Origin of the sequence: Congregibacter sp., assembly GCF_047617445.1 — a bacterium.
GTDB lineage: Bacteria > Pseudomonadota > Gammaproteobacteria > Pseudomonadales > Halieaceae > Congregibacter.
On the sequence record NZ_JBLGBE010000037.1, the window covers coordinates 13,100 to 29,936 of the forward strand.

General features: G+C 51.1%; 13 protein-coding genes. 9 read left to right on the top strand and 4 right to left on the bottom strand.

Features of this window, described 5'->3' with window-relative positions:
• The first annotated feature begins 36 nt into the window (after positions 1–36).
• A complete protein-coding gene (locus ACI9KD_RS10115; RefSeq protein WP_414981046.1) occupies positions 37–1,974 on the top strand; it encodes a DUF1302 family protein in 1,938 nt (645 codons plus the stop codon).
• Positions 1,975–2,006: 32 nt separating this feature from the next.
• Here ACI9KD_RS10115 and ACI9KD_RS10120 read toward each other — a convergent pair whose 3' ends face one another.
• The 3 genes from ACI9KD_RS10120 to prsK form a co-directional block, all read right to left on the bottom strand.
• Entirely contained in the window at positions 2,007–2,153 is a 147-nt protein-coding gene (locus tag ACI9KD_RS10120) for a hypothetical protein (RefSeq protein ID WP_414981047.1), read from the bottom strand.
• Between the two features lie 138 nt (positions 2,154–2,291).
• Positions 2,292–3,668, bottom strand: coding sequence for a PEP-CTERM-box response regulator transcription factor (gene prsR / locus ACI9KD_RS10125; protein ID WP_414981048.1), 1,377 nt, complete (start codon positions 3,666–3,668; stop codon positions 2,292–2,294).
• A gap of 21 nt (positions 3,669–3,689) precedes the next feature.
• Positions 3,690–5,807, bottom strand: coding sequence for an XrtA/PEP-CTERM system histidine kinase PrsK (prsK, locus tag ACI9KD_RS10130; RefSeq protein WP_414981049.1), 2,118 nt, complete (start codon positions 5,805–5,807; stop codon positions 3,690–3,692).
• 126 nt (positions 5,808–5,933) lie between these two features.
• On the opposite strand from prsK, the gene ACI9KD_RS10135 reads away from it, so the two are divergent.
• From ACI9KD_RS10135 to ACI9KD_RS10165, 7 genes are all read left to right on the top strand, one after another.
• Positions 5,934–7,250, top strand: coding sequence for a nucleotide sugar dehydrogenase (locus ACI9KD_RS10135; protein WP_414981050.1), 1,317 nt, complete (start codon positions 5,934–5,936; stop codon positions 7,248–7,250).
• A 187-nt stretch (positions 7,251–7,437) separates the two neighbouring features.
• Entirely contained in the window at positions 7,438–8,451 is a 1,014-nt protein-coding gene (locus ACI9KD_RS10140) for an ExeA family protein (protein ID WP_414981051.1), read from the top strand.
• Between the two features lie 37 nt (positions 8,452–8,488).
• Positions 8,489–9,103: an XrtA/PEP-CTERM system exopolysaccharide export protein gene (locus tag ACI9KD_RS10145; protein ID WP_414981052.1), complete on the top strand. Its 615-nt coding sequence runs from the start codon at positions 8,489–8,491 to the stop codon at positions 9,101–9,103.
• Between the two features lie 43 nt (positions 9,104–9,146).
• Complete coding sequence (locus ACI9KD_RS10150; protein ID WP_414981053.1) at positions 9,147–10,682, top strand: XrtA system polysaccharide chain length determinant; 1,536 nt, start codon at positions 9,147–9,149, stop codon at positions 10,680–10,682.
• Positions 10,682–11,716, top strand: a complete 1,035-nt coding sequence (locus ACI9KD_RS10155) for an XrtA-associated tyrosine autokinase (protein WP_414981054.1) — start codon at positions 10,682–10,684, stop codon at positions 11,714–11,716. The genes ACI9KD_RS10150 and ACI9KD_RS10155 overlap by 1 nt, the downstream gene beginning before the upstream one ends.
• A 4-nt stretch (positions 11,717–11,720) precedes the next feature.
• Entirely contained in the window at positions 11,721–13,232 is a 1,512-nt protein-coding gene (locus ACI9KD_RS10160; protein WP_414981055.1) for a TIGR03016 family PEP-CTERM system-associated outer membrane protein, read from the top strand.
• 28 nt (positions 13,233–13,260) lie between these two features.
• The gene (locus tag ACI9KD_RS10165) at positions 13,261–14,343 is read left to right on the top strand and encodes a GNAT family N-acetyltransferase (protein ID WP_414981056.1); all 1,083 of its coding nucleotides are present in this window, start codon (positions 13,261–13,263) and stop codon (positions 14,341–14,343) included.
• 20 nt (positions 14,344–14,363) lie between these two features.
• On the opposite strand, the gene ACI9KD_RS10170 is transcribed toward ACI9KD_RS10165, so the two are convergent.
• The gene (locus tag ACI9KD_RS10170; protein WP_414981057.1) at positions 14,364–15,125 is read right to left on the bottom strand and encodes a glycosyltransferase family 4 protein; all 762 of its coding nucleotides are present in this window, start codon (positions 15,123–15,125) and stop codon (positions 14,364–14,366) included.
• Positions 15,126–15,601: 476 nt separating this feature from the next.
• Here ACI9KD_RS10170 and ACI9KD_RS10175 point away from each other — a divergent pair.
• On the top strand, positions 15,602–16,837 hold a 1,236-nt coding region (locus ACI9KD_RS10175), incomplete at its 3' end, for an ABC transporter transmembrane domain-containing protein (protein ID WP_414981058.1).

Genomic DNA, 16,837 nt, shown 5'->3' on the forward strand with positions numbered 1-16,837 from the left:
AAAAATCTGGCGTTTGCTTTAACAGCAGTCCTCGCAATGTGTTTATCTTTGCCGTACACGGCATTTGCGGAGTCTTCAAGTGTGGCCGGGGTGCGCGTCGGCACGACAACTGAGCGCACACGGCTGGTTTTAGATATGAGCGCTAAGGTCAGCTACCACTTTTTTCGCTTAGATAATCCTGAGCGAATAGTGTTGGATCTGTCTGATGCAAGTGTCGATATTTTGATTTCCCCCGATAGCTATACAGGAACACCGATCCTGGACTTGAGCTATGCCCCGCGCGCTGGCGAAGACTTGCGAGTGGTTGTAAATCTCGCTGAAGGTGATTACCAGATACGCCATTTCGCACTCACACCTAACGCTGATGCACAGCGTGGTCATAGGCTAGTTGTTGACATCGTGCTTCGATCTGAAGGTGCGGTGCCCAAAGGGCCAGTGGAGGCTGACTCCACGGCGATCGGGGTGACTGCGTCGGCAACGCTTGCACAGAACGCGATACAAGAACCCCAGCCGGCAAATGAGGCAATAGCGCCATCTCTTAGTCAAGCAGAGGTGGGCTCGTCGACGACATCTGCTGAATCAGCAAGCGCGCCGCCAGTGGTTGCTGTGACTGAATCTGCTCCGCAGTCAACTGCCGCCGTTGTTTCAGCCCCTGTAGTCTCAACACGGCCGCCGCCGGCGGCAACAGTATCTGCTTCGCGAGCGACCTTACAACGACGCAAGCCAAAAACAGGGACGCTCGTCGACTTCTCTGGCACCTGGCAGCATGAGTGGGCTTGGGGCACCGAGTCATCTGAGTCTCAAAAATTTGAATCTATTATCCAGCCTCGTTGGGATGTTCGTTTTGCAAACGGTGTAGATTTAACGGCGATTCTTAGAGTGCGTGCGGATGCTGTTGGTGATCTTGGCCCGACAGATCGCCGCCCCCCCAATTACTCGGATATCAGTGCGCCTTGGTTCAATAGCGGCGAAGCCGAGGTTTCCTTGCGAGAGTTATTTGTAGACTTTCAATTGGGAGTCAGCGACTGGCGGCTTGGCAAACAGCAAGTAGTTTGGGGGCAGGCTGATGGAATTAAGGTTTTAGATGTGGTCAATCCTCAGAGCTTTCGAGAGTTTATTCTGGATGACTTTGATGATTCGCGGATTCCACTGTGGACAGCGAATGTGACTGTGCCCATTGGGGAGGCGGCAAGCCTACAGCTGTTGTGGATACCAGATACGACGTACCACGAGCTCGCCGAGCTTGATACGCCTTACGGTTTTTCATCGCCGAGAATCATTCCGCAGGTTCCTATCACCACGCTTGGGGAGGTCGATAAACCCGAGAACCCATTTTCAGACAGTGATGCAGGTTTCGCTCTTTCTGGTTTTGTAGATGGGTGGGATTTGAGTCTCAATTATTTGTATCGCTATCTTGATGCACCGGTTTTGCCCGTGCGGGTACGTGGGCCACTTAACTTGACTTTGGAGCCTGAATATCGACGAAGCCATTTGCTAGGCGGGACGTTTTCAAACGCCTTTGGTGACGTGTCTCTGCGTGGGGAGTTCGCCTACAACTCTGAAAGTTTTCAGCCTACGAACACGCTGGCGAATGAAGCCGTCGCTGAGAGTGAGGAATTCTCGGCACTCATTGGAATAGATTGGGCCCTATCCATGGATGCGTTGCTCTCGGCGCAGATCTACAACAGTTTTCTCTTTGATCATGTAGACATCATGGCGCGTGATGAGTCTGAGCAAACATTAACGTTGCTGTATCAGCAGGACTTTGTAAACGCGACCTGGCGCTTCAGGGGAATCGGCATTCACTCACTCAACGATGGCGATACGCAATTGCAGCTTAAATTGAGTTATTGGATGACCAGTGATCTTCAGCTTTGGATGGGTGCTGATACATTTAGTGGTAACCGACAGGGGCTGTTTGGGCAGTTTCGAGAGAGGGATCGAGTACTAGTTGGCTTTGAATACGGATTCTAGTTGGCGCGGATTAGAGTCCATGAGGTGCCAAGCTAGCTGTAAACCAGAGCCCAAAACGCCGTCAACACCACGGTGACACCCGCGATAGCAAACACGTAAGCCCAAACAGGAACGTTACTGCGTGTGTCCCTGCGGCGGTCTGGAGATTCTCGATTGTTTTTTCTGCGGTCTGTACTCATGCTTGAAGCATACTGTTGAGGTGTAGCTGAGCACAACTCTTCGTGAGTCGAAGACACACTTTTAACCCATATTGGACAACCTGACCGTTTTGAGGCTAGGTTGCAGTGGCGGATTGAACACAGCAAACGATCTTGAGCCTAGCGCAAACTGTACTTTTCGAGCATCGAATAAAGTGTGGGGCGTGTTACGCCCAGTAGTTCTGCTGCTTCGGTGATATTGTCGCTAGCGTGCGATAACGCCTGAAGAATGGCGCCCTTTTCGGCGTCCTCACGAACCTGCTTGATGTTGAGTGGCATTGCCGAAGCGGCCTTGAGCGTATCTTCTAGATACTCTTCGAGCTCAAGGTCCTCTGCGCTCACTTGAGCGCCTTCTGCCATAATCACAGCGCGCTTTATTCGCGACTCCAATTCCCTCACATTGCCCGGCCAGGGGTAGTTGTTGATCGCGCGAAGAGCATTGCTTTCGAAACTTTTAACGCCAGTACCTTTATCCCCTGCAAACCGGGATAAGAATGCCTTAGCTAAGACAATGGCATCGCCGTCGCGTTCTTTCAGTGAGGGGATATTGATGGTCATTTCACTTACACGGTAGTACAGATCTTCGCGGAACTTGCCTTCGGCGATATGTTGCTCGAGTTTTTGATGCGTGGCGCAGATTACGCGCACATCGACATGAATTTCCTTGCGTCCGCCGAGACGCTCAATCACACGCTCTTGCAGAAAACGTAAGAGTTTAGCTTGGAGCTCCAGCGGCAGATCACCAATTTCATCTAAAAATAGCGTCCCGCCACTGGCATATTCGATTTTCCCGATGGTTTGCTGACTGGCTCCCGTAAAGGCGCCTTTTTCGTACCCGAAGAGTTCGCTTTCAAGAAGTGTGTGTGGAATCGCGGCACAATTGATTGCCACCATTCGCTCCCCGGCCCGTGGGCTGAGTTCGTGAATAGCTCGCGCAAAACGCTCCTTGCCGGTGCCAGAGGCGCCTAGTAGCAGGGTAGTGATGTCTGTCGGTGCTATTTTTTCTACAGTGCGGCAGACTTTGAGCATCTGCGGGCTTACAGCGATAATGTTGTCGAGTGGCATATTTTCACTGGTGCGTTGTAGGATTTGGTTTTCTAGCTCAAGTTGATAAACATGTTGAGCCCGGTCGACGAGTAGAGTCAGCAGTTCTGGGTCCGCGGGCTTTTGGTGGAAGTCATAGGCACCTCCGGCAATCGCCTTAACGGCATTACCTCGATCATTATCACCGGTGACAACTATGACCTTCGTTTCCGGTTGCAGGCTGAGAATGTCTCCGAGCGTGGCGAGTCCCTCTGTGACGCCGCCCGGATCTGGGGGGAGTCCAAGATCTAATAGCACCACGCCGGGCTGATAGCGACGCAAGGCGGCAATGGCCTCTTTGCGATCGCCTGCAACGATGACTTCATAGCCATCGAAGGCCCATCGCAGTTGGCTTTGCAGACCCTCATCGTCTTCGACTACCAGTAGTGGGACGGCAGCTTCGCTCACATGCAACTTCCTATAAATTTCATGCCCCTAGTGTGCCACGCCCGATGGGGTGTCGGGCGTGTCTGGTTCACAGCTTTCGATTTTCGTCTGGTCGAGCGCAAGAGGTAGCGACACGCTAAACTGGCTGCCTACCCCTACTTCGCTGCTAACTGTGATTTCGCCTCCCAGTTGTCTGACGTACTCCCGTGATTCAAAGGCGCCAATGCCCATTCCCGTCAAGCCCTTAGTAGACTCGAAAGGCTTGAAGAGCCTATGTTGAATGAAATCTTTGCTCATGCCGCAGCCCGTGTCCCTAATAAATATTGTGGCCATGCCGTCACAAGTACTAAGCTCGGCTACCACCTCTCCGTCGTCTTCGGTGGCTTCTTGTGCATTCTGCAAAAGATGCCCGAAAACGGTCGTTAGGCGCTCGCGGTCGGCGGTAACTATCGCGGAGGAGTGAGCATTAAGCAGCGGTTTGGGTAAGTTTTCTTGTCGGGTTTGTATGACCAGCTTAAGTAGCGTACTCAGTTCGACCGTGGCGGGCGAGGCACTTCGCATACCGCTACGCATCTGGTCCATGAGGCGCTGCATGCGCTTAACGGAATTGTCGACGGTGGTGATCATGTCGTCGATAAATGCGGGGTTGTCTCTATGCTTCTTGGCATTAGCTACCATTAAAGACTGTTGAGCGAGAATGTTTTTGAGATCGTGTATGACGTACGCAGATAAACGATTGAACGCGTCGAATTGACGTGCTTCTACAAGATCTTGGCTGGTACGCTGTTGCGCGAGAAGTGCCGCAGCCTGCCTGCCTGCTGTTTTTAAAAGATCGCGATCTTCCCAATTCACCGATGTTTTAAGCGCGGTTCTACGTAAAATAAGTATGCCTTCGAGATCGGATTGAAAGAACAGAGGCACCACTAACCAAGCGGCTTTGGCGCCGGCAAGCCATTGGGGTAGCGTGAGGGTGGCGTAAATGTCCGGCGTTTTCCGCCATTCGTCGATATCAATAACCCAGCCAGACTGTGTTAACCAGCTGGGGAGACAGCCCCAGTCGGCGCTAAAGTTGTGACTTGTATCAAGTTCCATTCGCCAGCTCGATTTCAATCTAAAGTTGTCGTTTTCCTTTTGAAAAAGAAGGCCGCCCTCACTCAGCACAATCGGTGCGAGATTGCGGATGATCGCATCTTCCGGTCCTTCCTGTATGGAGGTTAGTCCTGCCGTGAATTTGAGCCACTCTTCTCTGTAGTCATACCGATTGCGGAAAAAGTTTTTTGATAAGTACACTCTAAGTCGTGCGCGTAGTGCTTCGGAAAAAAGGAGTGTCCCTAGAAGGACGCCTGCTCCGGCGAGAAAACTGACTTGTAGGACCCCGCCCCAACTACCGCCCAAATACTTTATGAAATAACCGGCAAGAGCCATGCAGATGAGATAGATGCCCGTGCCGATCAGAGTTATTGAGTGGAATACAACGTGCCTCGAAACGTAGACGTCCATTCGCCAATCCCTGTTCCGGGATATAGCGATAGCAAGCCAGGGAACAACAATTGCGTTTACAGCGCCTCTGGCCTGCCAGAGCTCTGCCTCCAGCTGTCTGAACAATAGTGCTTCGGCGTACATGAAGAAGTCGTAAGCGAACACCACACCAAGACTCAAACATAGAAACTTGAGTCCCCACCGCTCTGTCGATTTTGCATTCCTATAGATTTGCTCAACTAATAATAGTCCTGAAACACTAATCAGGAGCCACATCGACAGAGTGGCATCGATAACTGAATCAGTCAGAACGTTCGGCAGAAATTGCATGATTGGATGGAGTGCGATCACAAACATACCGATTGCGACGAAGCCAAAAAAGCTTGTGCGCCACCGTTTTCGTCTCCATGTCGTGGTTTCACCGCTGCTTTGCAAGCTAACTAGCTGTAACAGGAAAAACAACCAGCATGCGTCTCGAATCAGCTCAGTTGCGTTTATTGCCAAGACTGGCGGGTAATCCAGCAGTGTGCCAAGCGCAATAGTGACGCTCCAAGCGGTTGTTGCAAGGCAAGCGCTTATTAAGGCTGGGCCATGCGGCTTCACCTGCCATTGAGTGGCAAGAAGGCCGGAGAGGACACCAAAGCTCAATGCGGCCAAGGCGTGGCTTACGAGACTTACGCTTAACATGGAGAGACTGTGACCTGCGCACTGAGTGATGGATGCTAAAAGTCTATAATGCACGCTCAGTCGTCGCCTATCCAGAACACATGCGACGGCTAAACACTTTTTTTGATATCGGATGGCACGGTGACGATGACTGAGACAGTTGCAATAGTTGGTTTGGGGTACGTAGGCTTGCCCTTAGCGGTGGCATTTGGTTCCCGTATGCCAACCGTAGGTTTCGATATAAACGAAGCTAAATTGAAAAACTACAATGATGGACATGATCCCAGCGGAGAGGTGAGTTCTGCTCAACTTGAGGCGGCCGATCAATTGAGTTTTACCTCGGATCCAAGTTTTCTCAGCAACGCTTCAATTGTGATTGTTGTGGTCCCTACACCTATAGATTCTGCTAACCGTCCAGATCTAAAGCCGCTTCAAGGCGCTACACGGATCGTTGCGGAAAATCTGACTCCGGGGGCCACGGTGATTTTCGAGTCAACGGTATACCCTGGTTGCACGGAAGAGGTGTGTGTCCCGATACTAGAGGAGTTTTCTGGGCTTACTTGGTGTGGAAGAGATAGCTCTTTCGAGCCGGAGAGTGGTTTTTGCATTGGCTACTCGCCTGAACGGATCAACCCCGGCGACAAGAGCCATCGCCTGGAAACCATCGTTAAAGTTGTCTCAGGAGATAGCGATAGGACCCTTGAGCGGGTGGCTAGCCTTTACGAGTGCATAATTACTGCGGGTGTATATCGAGCACCCAGCATAAAGGTTGCAGAAGCAGCAAAGGTGATTGAAAACACTCAACGAGACCTAAACATCGCGCTCATGAACGAGTTGGCTATGATTTTTGATAGGCTTGATATTGATACCTTAGATGTGCTCGAAGCTGCTGGAACTAAGTGGAATTTTTTGCCGTTTAGGCCAGGGCTCGTCGGGGGGCACTGTATTGGCGTAGATCCTTACTACCTCACTTATAAGGCAGAGAGTACTGGTTTTCACCCGCAGGTGGTTCTCGGTGGACGAAAGACAAACGACTCCATGGGCAAGTTTATTGCCGAGCAAACGGTGAAGCAACTCGCGTCCAAAGGCCTTCCGATAACGGGTGCAAAGGTGTCTGTATTTGGGCTGACGTTTAAGGAGAATTGTCCGGATCTACGAAATTCTCGTGTTCCCGACATTATTGATGAGCTTAGGGCCTATGGTTGCGAGGTTTGTGTTCATGATCCTATTGCGAAGCCTGAGGAAGCCCTGGCCGAATATGGCGTTAGACTTTCAGAACTTGAAGACCTACTAAGCGAGCCTGCTCACGCGTTGATCCTGGCTGTTTCCCATGCGGAGTATTTGACTATGGGTGGTTTGGCGCTCATGGATTGTGTTCGTGGTGACGGAGTAGTAGTTGATGTTAAGGGTATTTTCGATCGGGGTACCTTTAAGGCCGATAGCCGAACTTTATGGCGTCTTTAGACTACTTTTTGACAATCACATCGCATATGGGAAATGTGACGCAGTGCGCTTGAGAGTGACATCAAAGAGGGCCACTATATGGTCAAAGAGTGGGTGTTTGAACAAAATTGGTATGTTGACCAATCACCACGGCTGATTTAGCCGGGATGTTCGCGCCGCTAACTCACACAATAGGCTTTGGTTAAATATGTACGATCAGTACTATGGGTTTCGAGAAGAGCCTTTTCGGCTAAGTCCGGATCACACCTTCGCGTTTCAGCACAGGGGCTATAAGAAAGCTCGGGCCTACATGGCTTATGCATTTATGCGTGCTGAAGGGTTCGTAATGGTTACCGGTCGACCGGGAACGGGTAAGACCACATTGGTCGGCGCATTGGTAGAGGACCTAGCGCGGGAGCGTGTGCACACGGCCAACTTGGTTTGCTCGCAGCTGCAGGCGGACGATTTACTTAAGATGGTGGCCTACGAATTTGGCGTTGATATTAAGATTTGCGACAAGGGTTCATTGCTCCAGCATTTGTCGCGACAGTTGCAAAAGTGGCATCGAGAGGGGCGGCGCGCATTACTGATTGTAGATGAGGCTCAGGATCTCTCGGTTTCCGCTATGGAGGAGTTGAGGCTGCTAACCAATATTCAGGTCAATGGAAAACCGCTGTTGCAAATTTTTCTTTTAGGGCAGCCCGAGCTACGTGAATTGATCTTGAGTCCGCCGCTTGAGCAGGTTCACCAGCGAATTGTGGCGGCGAGTCATCTGCAGCCCCTCGAGGCGGATGAGACTGAAGCATATATACGCCATAGATTGATCTCAGTTGGCTGGAACGGAGATCCCGCTATTTCCAAAGCGGTATATCCACTGGTGTTCAAGTCCAGTGAAGGTGTTCCAAGAAGAATAAATCTGATCTGTAGCCGCTTGTTGCTCCACGGTTCGGTGGAAGACTTACATCGAATTGGTGCGGCAGATGTCAGGACGGTAGTAGAAGAGCTGCAGTCCGAAAGCTTGGCCGTTGCTGCCCACTTCACGGAGGAGGACTTTCAGGTAGAGGATGAGTTCGAGGTAGGGCCGCAATCCGTGCCCGAGACTCTTGACGATCACGGACGCTTGACGGTTACCTCGAGTAGTGGTGAAACTGATACCCCCTTGCCTAACGAGCAAGCGACCACGTGGCGTCGGAGAATGCGACGTCAAAATAGAATATTCTGATAAAAATTATTTCTTAGTTAGGGGATGGAAAATGGCAATGCTGCAAATGATATTAAGGTTCGCTGGTCCTGTCGCAGTGACCTTGCTGATAGTTGGTTGCGGTGGGAATCCGCCAGCGCCTGGTGGTCAGCGGTTTGAGGCGCCAGATTATAACTATGTGATCGGGCCTGGTGATCGAATGGAGATCTTCGTGTGGGGAAACGAAGAGCTGACGACTGAGGGCATTGTGCGGCCAGACGGCAAGTTCACAACTCGTCTTGTTGAAGATTTGCCCGCTAGTGGTAAAACCTCGACTCAACTAGCAAGAGATATAGAGGAGGCATACGCGCAGTATGTTCGGCAACCAGTTGTTAGCGTAATCGTTAACGGTTTTGTGGGAGTCCCCGAGCAACAAGTCCGCGTCGTGGGTGAGGCTGCACAGCCCTCTAGCGTCCCGTATACCCAGCACATGACGCTTCTTGATCTGATGATTGCAGTGGGCGGAATGACTGAGTACGCCGCTGGTAACAAGTCAGTTCTCGTGCGTTCTGAGGGCGGAGAGCAGCGATCGTATTCTTTGCGTTTGGATGATCTGCTAAAGGATGGAGATATTTCTGCGAACATGTCGTTGATGCCTGGCGATATTTTGATTATTTCTGAGGCTTGGTTTTAAGGTTTAATTACCTCGCACAGCAAAAATACCACGGGAGATATTGGTGCAGGATTCGATCGCGCAAGGTATGTCATATGCACTGGGCATATGGCGCCACAAATGGCTGGCGTTGGGCGTTGCTTGGATGGTCGCTTTGGCCGGCTGGACATACGTCTGGAAGATGCCTGAAGCTTATCAGGCAACTGCACGAGTCTATGTCGATACTAACTCCGTGCTTAGGCCACTCTTGAAAGGGTTGGCGATCACCCCTGATGTCAGTGGCCGTGTTCGCATGATGAGCGGCACTCTATTTAGTAGGCCGAATCTAGAAAAGTTGGCTCGAATGACGGATCTCGATCTGTTGGCGACGACACAAAAGGGTCGAGAGCAGATGATCAATAGGTTGCGATCATCTATGGAGCTGTCCGGCGAGAGAAGGAACGCTTCACTGTACAACATCACGGTAACTCACCCGGATCGCGAAACTGCAAGAAGGATTGCTCAGGCGCTTTTATCTGTATTTATTGAAAGTTCTTTGAGCGGAAAGCGTGATGACAGTAGTGGTGCGCAAGTTTTTCTAAGCGACCAGATTATTGACTATGAGCAGCGATTGATTCAAGCGGAAAATAGGCTTGCCATATTTAAGCAGCAGAACGTAGATGTGCTCCCGAGCAAAGCGGGAGGGGATTATTATTCGCGCCTAGAGCGTACTCGGAGCGATTTGCAGCAGGCCACTTTGGAGTTGAGCGAGATGCAAAACCGTCGAGATGAGCTTCGCAGGCAGTTGAACGGCGAGGGGTCTATCGATTTGGAAGAGCTGTTGGGTTCGGGACTTGCTACCCCTACCGATGCTCGCATCCAGCAGATGCGGATTAAGCTCGATAGTCTGCTTTCACGTTATACGGAAAAGCACCCTGAAGTGAGGCAGCTTCAGGGTTTGATACAGGAGCTCGAGTCGCAACGCGAAGAAGAGTATGAGAATCTTTTACAGGAGGGAGGGGGAGCATTAAATCCGACTAACCCTCTCTATCAGGACATGAGAACTTTACTGGCGGAGTCCGAAGCAGGCGTGGCAGAGCTCACGGTGAGAGTTTCGGAGTACGAGCGCCGCGGTACAGAGCTGGCGCGGAAAGTGAATCAGATTCCAGAGATTGAGGCGCAGCTTAAACAGCTCGATCGAGATTACATCGTGGTGCAAGATCAGCACGAACGACTGTTGCAGCGTCGCGAATCGGCACGCATCTCGCAGGACGTGGAGGACAATGCAAGTGATGTAACGTTTCGCGTGATTGATCCTCCGTTTGTGCCGCTTATGCCCAGTGAGCCTAACAAAGTGTTGTTCCATTCACTCGTTTTGGTGACGGCGTTAGGTGCCGGTGTTTTTGTAGCATTAGTTCTTGCGCTTCTTAATCCAATAGTGGCTGATGCGCGCATGCTTGCGCAGAGTACGGGTATGCCTTTGTGGGGTGTCGTGACTGAGAACAAAAACAGCTTTGCTGTCCTTCATGACCGCTGGGTACTTATAGGCTTTGCGTCCTGTGGGGCAGTACTGATCGCAGCATTTACCGGCGTATTGTTCGCAACGGGAGCTTTGGCTTAATGAGTATCATTGAGAAGGCCCTGAAATCCGGGAAGCATGTTGCGAAGCAGTCCCAGGAGTCAGCTACCGATGTTTTGGTGGGAGGCGTCGCATCTATAGCGGTTGACGAGGACGTTGCTCAAAGCGATGTTGGCTCTGTTGGCCGAAGCACCGATGCCGGTAGGCATGCTGGTTCGTCAAGATCCGCTAGTGAATCTAAGCATTTGTTAAGTATCCCGTTTGCAAAATTAGCTGAAGAGGGATTCCTGACGCCGGCCATGCCGCGTAGCCGAATAGCGGAAGAGTTTCGAACCATAAAGCGCCCGCTACTCCGGAACGTACGAAACCAAGGACCCACGGCCATTCCGTTTAGCAATCTGATAATGGTTACGAGCGCTCTTCAGGGTGATGGTAAGACATTCTCGTCGATTAACTTAGCAATGAGCATAGCCATGGAGGAAGATACGACCGTGCTGTTTATTGATGCGGATGTGGTTCGTGCTATTGCATGCAAGACTCTGGGTGTCCCCGACGGACAGCCAGGCTTAATTGATCTTCTTAAAGATGATTCTATTGAATTATCGGACGTCATAATGCGGACTGACGTCCCGAATTTGAGAGTCCTGCCAGCTGGGAACGCCTCAGAGCGAGCTACAGAGTTGCTTGCCAGCGAATCCATGCACGAGCTGATGAAGGAGCTCTCTGCCCGGTACCCGGATCGAGTAATTGTTTTTGATTCTCCCCCATTGTTACTAACCACCGAGGCGGGCGTTTTGGCCTCTTTTATGGGTCAGATTGTGTTTGTAGCGGCAGCTGACATCACGCCTCAGAATGCAATTCATGAAGCCATGGAGCACCTTGGTGAAGAAAAGACAGTGGGTGTTGTGCTCAATAGAGCTTCGCGTCGGCGATCTAAGCTTCTAGGTATCGGTAGCTATGGTTATGGGTATGGATATGGGTATGGGTACGGTGAATCTCGGTCTTCGGCCCGTGATGATTTAGTAAAATCTAAGAAAACAGAAAAAGGCGATCCCGGTGTCGAGAAGTCTGAGTAAAGCGATGTCGCGTTCATTAGCTTTGATAGTTCGCTACGCACTGTTGCTGATTTTTGCGGGTAACTCAATGTCAACGGTTGCTGCGGAATGGGCGCGAACTGCTGGTGTACAGTTAGGGTCGTATTTTACCGATAATGTGTGTCTGGCTCCGGACGATCAGCAGGGGAAAGCAGTAGGGACAGTTACGCCCAACTTGGCTTTGCAAGGCGATGGTGGGCGTGCACGAATTTCCCTGCGTGCAAACGTGGAGTACAACACTTTGGGTAATAGTTCGCTGCGTTGCGACAACGGTGGGGCCGGGGGGAACATGGCGAATCGTGAGGCGTGGATACCGCGTCTTGACTTTGTGTCATCTCTTGATCTTATCGACAACTGGCTGTTTTTGGAGGCCGATGCATTTGCCGCAAGAAACCCGATTAATCCATTCGCTGCTGGCGGCGATGAGAACATTAACGGACTTGCGAACACAAATATCACGTATCAGTGGGGTGCAGGAGCACGAATCCAGCACGGCTTTAGTGAGGGATGGGATTTTCTTTTACGCTACAACTATAGCGAACAATACAACACGCAAGATATTGGCATCGGTGACAATCAGGAGGACCTAGTCACGCTTGATGCTGGGATGGCCCCCGAGGCGAGTCGTTTTGCATTGCGTGTTGCGGCGCAGTACCGAGAAATTCAATTTGATGCTCAGCGCGGGCAGCCCGAGTTCAGTAATCGATTGTCGCGCGCAGAGCTGCGCTCGTTTTTCGCACTAACTGATAGTTTTTCCCTGACTGCGTCGGCCGGTGAAGAAGACAATATATTCACAAGCGACTCGGAGGAGATCGATGGTAGCTTCTGGGATGTGGGGGTGAGGTGGGTACCGAATGCGCGCGTCTCCATGGGTGCCGGATACGGAGAGCGCTTTTTTGGCGATGCGCCGAGATTTGATATTAGTTATCGACATAAACGCTCTCAATTGACCGCGGCGTACGTTCGTGATGTCCAGTTTCCTAGGAATCTGCGCACCGAAGATGACAACTTTAATCCGGAGGATCCACTTGATACAGGAGTTGGGGTCGTGCCAGGCGACAGTGTAAACGGCGCTGGTGTGCCGACGTTTGTGGGCAACTCCCCCATACTTAACGAGCAGTTTACGCTCCGGTATTCATTCTTTACGCAGCGAACTGACTTTTCACTCTCTGGTCGTGAGTCGCTTCAAACCCGTACATCGGATGGTCGCAAAGGTGACTTTCGAACGGTTACGGGAGCGATTAGTCGGCGACTCAGTAGAGCTACTAGAGTCTATGTCCGGTTGCGCTGGCAGAATAACGAAGCAACATCAGCGGTTGATGGGTTAGAACTTGCGCAGGACTTAGAGGTTTGGCAATTCACTTCTGGCCTGTCGCGCCAATTGACACCTAAGTCTTCGGTGGGCCTACAGTACCGATATTCTGATCAAACGTCCGACATCAATCGCAATAATTTCGTCGAGCAACGTATTGGCGTTACGTACAGTTACAATTTTTGATTCTGCTGCAGTCTAGTCGAGAACAGTAGTGTCAGGCGGCCTAGATTGGCGCATAGAGTCGTCCATCGATTGCATCGCAGCGTTAGAGACGCAGTGGTCGCGTGTTCATTCGAGTGATCATACAGCTACAGTATTTCAATCCCACACTTGGGTAATGCATTGGTTAAACGCCTATGACGCATTCGTCGAGTCGCCGTGGATTTTGTTGTGTTATGACCACTCAACTATTGTAGGAATAGCGCCACTTTATACCCGTTTGTTGAGTCGGTTCGGCTTTTCTGTGCGTGCTCTTGCGTTTCTTGGCACGGGTGAGCCTGAGCACTGTGAGTCCTACGCCGAGTATATGGATGTTATTTGTGCCGAGGACTACCGGGACAGATGCACAGACTGTTTGCAAGAAGCGATGCTGCAGGCCGAGGGTGTTCAGGTTCTCGAGTTTTTGAGGGTTTTTCAGCCACGGGTTGACGAGATGACACGCCGATTAAAATCCAGCTTTACGAAACACTCGGATTCTGACGTTGGTGCGCGTTTTTGCAAACGGATTTCAACATTTCCCGAGTTGACTTCCTCCAACAAAGAATACGGTAGCCTTCGCCGTAAGCGACGTCGTTTTAATGAGCTCCCCGACGCTCAGGTAGTCTGGGCGAAAGATGAGCCTACGAGACAAAGGTTGTATCAGTCACTGACTAAATTGCACGAGCAGCGATGGCAGAGGGAGGGTAAATCTGGAGTTTTTAGCTCATCGACGTTTAGCCTTTTCCAGAATGGTTTGAGCCAGGATTTGCTGATACAAGGCAAGCTTTTGTTGTTTTCTTTAGAGGTTGGAGGTAAGCCTGTCGCGGTCCATTATTGCTTTTTAGACAAGGAGAGTTGCTACTTTTATCAAAGCGGCGTTGATTTCGACGCCTACCCACAAGTCTCCGTAGGTGCCATAGCGCACCTGGTTGCGATGGATTATTGCGGTCGTGAAGGGCTCAAAGCTTATGACCTGATGGGAGGGCATCGAGATAGCTATAAGCGACGTTTTGCCGACCCGGGGGTTCCCCTAGTCAATCACCGACGCTTCAAGAGCACTGTTGCAATGTTGTTTTTTCGTAGTTTGCTTGCTTGAATCACTAATTCAAAACAGTACTACGCCTTCGGTTGCGTCAAGACCGATTGAAAAACTGAGAGGTAGTGTTTTGCTGCGTTGCTCCAGTGAAAATACTGTGCGCGTTCCAAGCCCAATGACCTAAGTGTGTCGCGTGTCGCTTCACTTTCGATGATGGATTCCATTGCTGCCAGCAAGGGAGCTGTGGCGTTCGGATTCACAAGCAATGCAGCGTTTCCGGCTACCTCTGCGCAAGCATGCGTGTCGGATGTGATGACTGGACAGCCACTCGCCATTGCTTCAATTATCGGGAGTCCAAACCCTTCAAATAGCGACGGAAATATGAAGGCCAGTGCGTTTTGATAAAGATCGAGAAGCGCTTCCTCTGATAAGCGCTCATGGATCACCACAATACCGTCGCCGCTTTGGCGATGAGTGTCTGAGGGGAGCTTGAGTAGCAATCGTGGTCGCCCAAGCTTCGGTAACATCTGATAGGCGTCACAGATGCGGTCGACATTTTTACGTGGCTCATCATTCGAAATGTGTAGAAGGTAGCCAGACTGCTTTGCAGCAACATTCGGAATGAATTTACTATGATTGACCGCATTATGACACCAAGACAATAGACTTGGATCTATCGGCAAATTTTCAAGGATACTTGTCCGGCTGGACGACGAGACGGTAACAACGGCGGAATATTGTCCGTCCAGCGATCGCCACGAAACCACCTTTCGACGATTTGCCAGCCATCCCCGGTAGCGTTGTCTCCATGATTTGTAGTACTCACTAAGAGGGATTGCCATGGGCGCGACTCCATGGAGTGTTACTACCAATGGGATTCCTGTGTTGCAAAGGCCCGAGATTGGTGGGTTTCCTCCGCCTGCTCTAGGGTCCCAAAGTACGTCTACATCTGATGGGACAGCGTTGCTGTCCTCAAACTCGATTACCACTTCCCCCATTGCCCTCAGTTCAGCGGCAATACTGTCGGCGCATACCATGAAGCTCTCAGGGAGCTGCGGCGGGTAGTAAAGTCCAATTCGCATAACACTCGGTCACAGTTTCTATTCCTCATTCTAACCCCAAAGTCCGGTCGTCGAAGTCTGAAGAGTGGCCAACGGACAGTTTTAAACGCGGACGACGGATTGTTCGGCATTGGCGTGCTTGTCCTGCCGACTCGCTCACAATACTCCGGTGTCACCGCGTGTCGCGAATGAGTACACTTCGCCCTCATGTTTAGTCTTTTTATATTCACCTAGCGTCGGAAGCGGGTCTAAAATTCATGCCAGATGTGCTGAGTAAGCTGTATTCACTGTTGGATGGTTATTATCGTCGCCGCTTCGGGTGGATCGTCTTATTGATGATCGTGACGGCGTTGTTCCAAACTGTTGGTGTTGCCTCAGTGATGCCATTCCTGTCTGTGCTCGCCGATCCGTCAATGGTGGAGGAGGTGGCAGCATTGAACTTTGCGTACCAAGGGCTCGGCTTTGAGTCGAAGCGCTCCTTCGTATACTTTTTGGGAGTGTTAGCGTTTGTACTTTTTTCACTTGGAACCTCGCTCTCCGCACTGTCTCAGTGGGTGGTTACGCGCTTTTCCCAGATGCAGCAGTATCAATTGTCTAGGCGACTAATGGCTGATTACCTTCGGCGCCCGTACACGTTCTTTCTGCAACGCAATTCTAATGATTTGGCGAAGACGGTACTTCAAGAGACGGGCAATGCGGTAAGTGGCGCGCTCCTGCCAGCGATGCGCTTGATGGGATTTATTCTACTAACTACGGCTATCGTAGTGCTATTGATAGTTGTTCATCCTCAATTGGCGGTTGGCGTGGCTCTTGCGATTGGCGTTAGTTACGGGGCTGCATACTTTTTCTCCAGGGCCTGGCTGACGCGAATTGGCAAGGATCGAGTCGTTGCCAATAGACAAAGATTTACCGCAGCGGCCGAAGCCTTTGCAGGGGCGAAAGAGATTAGGCTTCTAGGACGAGAGGCAGAGTATCTTGAGCGCTACCGGGAGCCCTCCCGGCGGCTGGCGAGACACCAGGCCAACGCTGCGCTGCTATCGGGTTTACCGCAGTATGCGATGGAGGCCATCGCGTTTGGTGGGGTATTACTCGTTACCTTGTTTCTAATGGCAGATGAAGACGGGATTGCGAGTGCTCTGCCCTTGATCGGACTTTATGGACTGGCTGGCAAACAGTTGATTCCCGCGGTGAACAAGATTTTTAGTGCTTTCGCGGACATTAAGTTCAACATGCCCTCTGTTGACAATGTGCTGGCGGATTTAGGGCATCGTTCTGGATCTCGTCCGCTGCTCAATTCCGCCGATGTTTTAGAGCCCCTGGAGTCTAGTGTCGCGATTGAGGTTCGCGATCTTACCTACCATTATCCCGACACCGAAAAGCCCGCTTTGATTCGACTGAATATGCGATTTCCTGCGCGCTCGACCATAGGTTTTGTCGGATCTTCAGGTGCAGGTAAAAGCACACTTATCGATTTGTTGTTGGGTCTTCTGGAG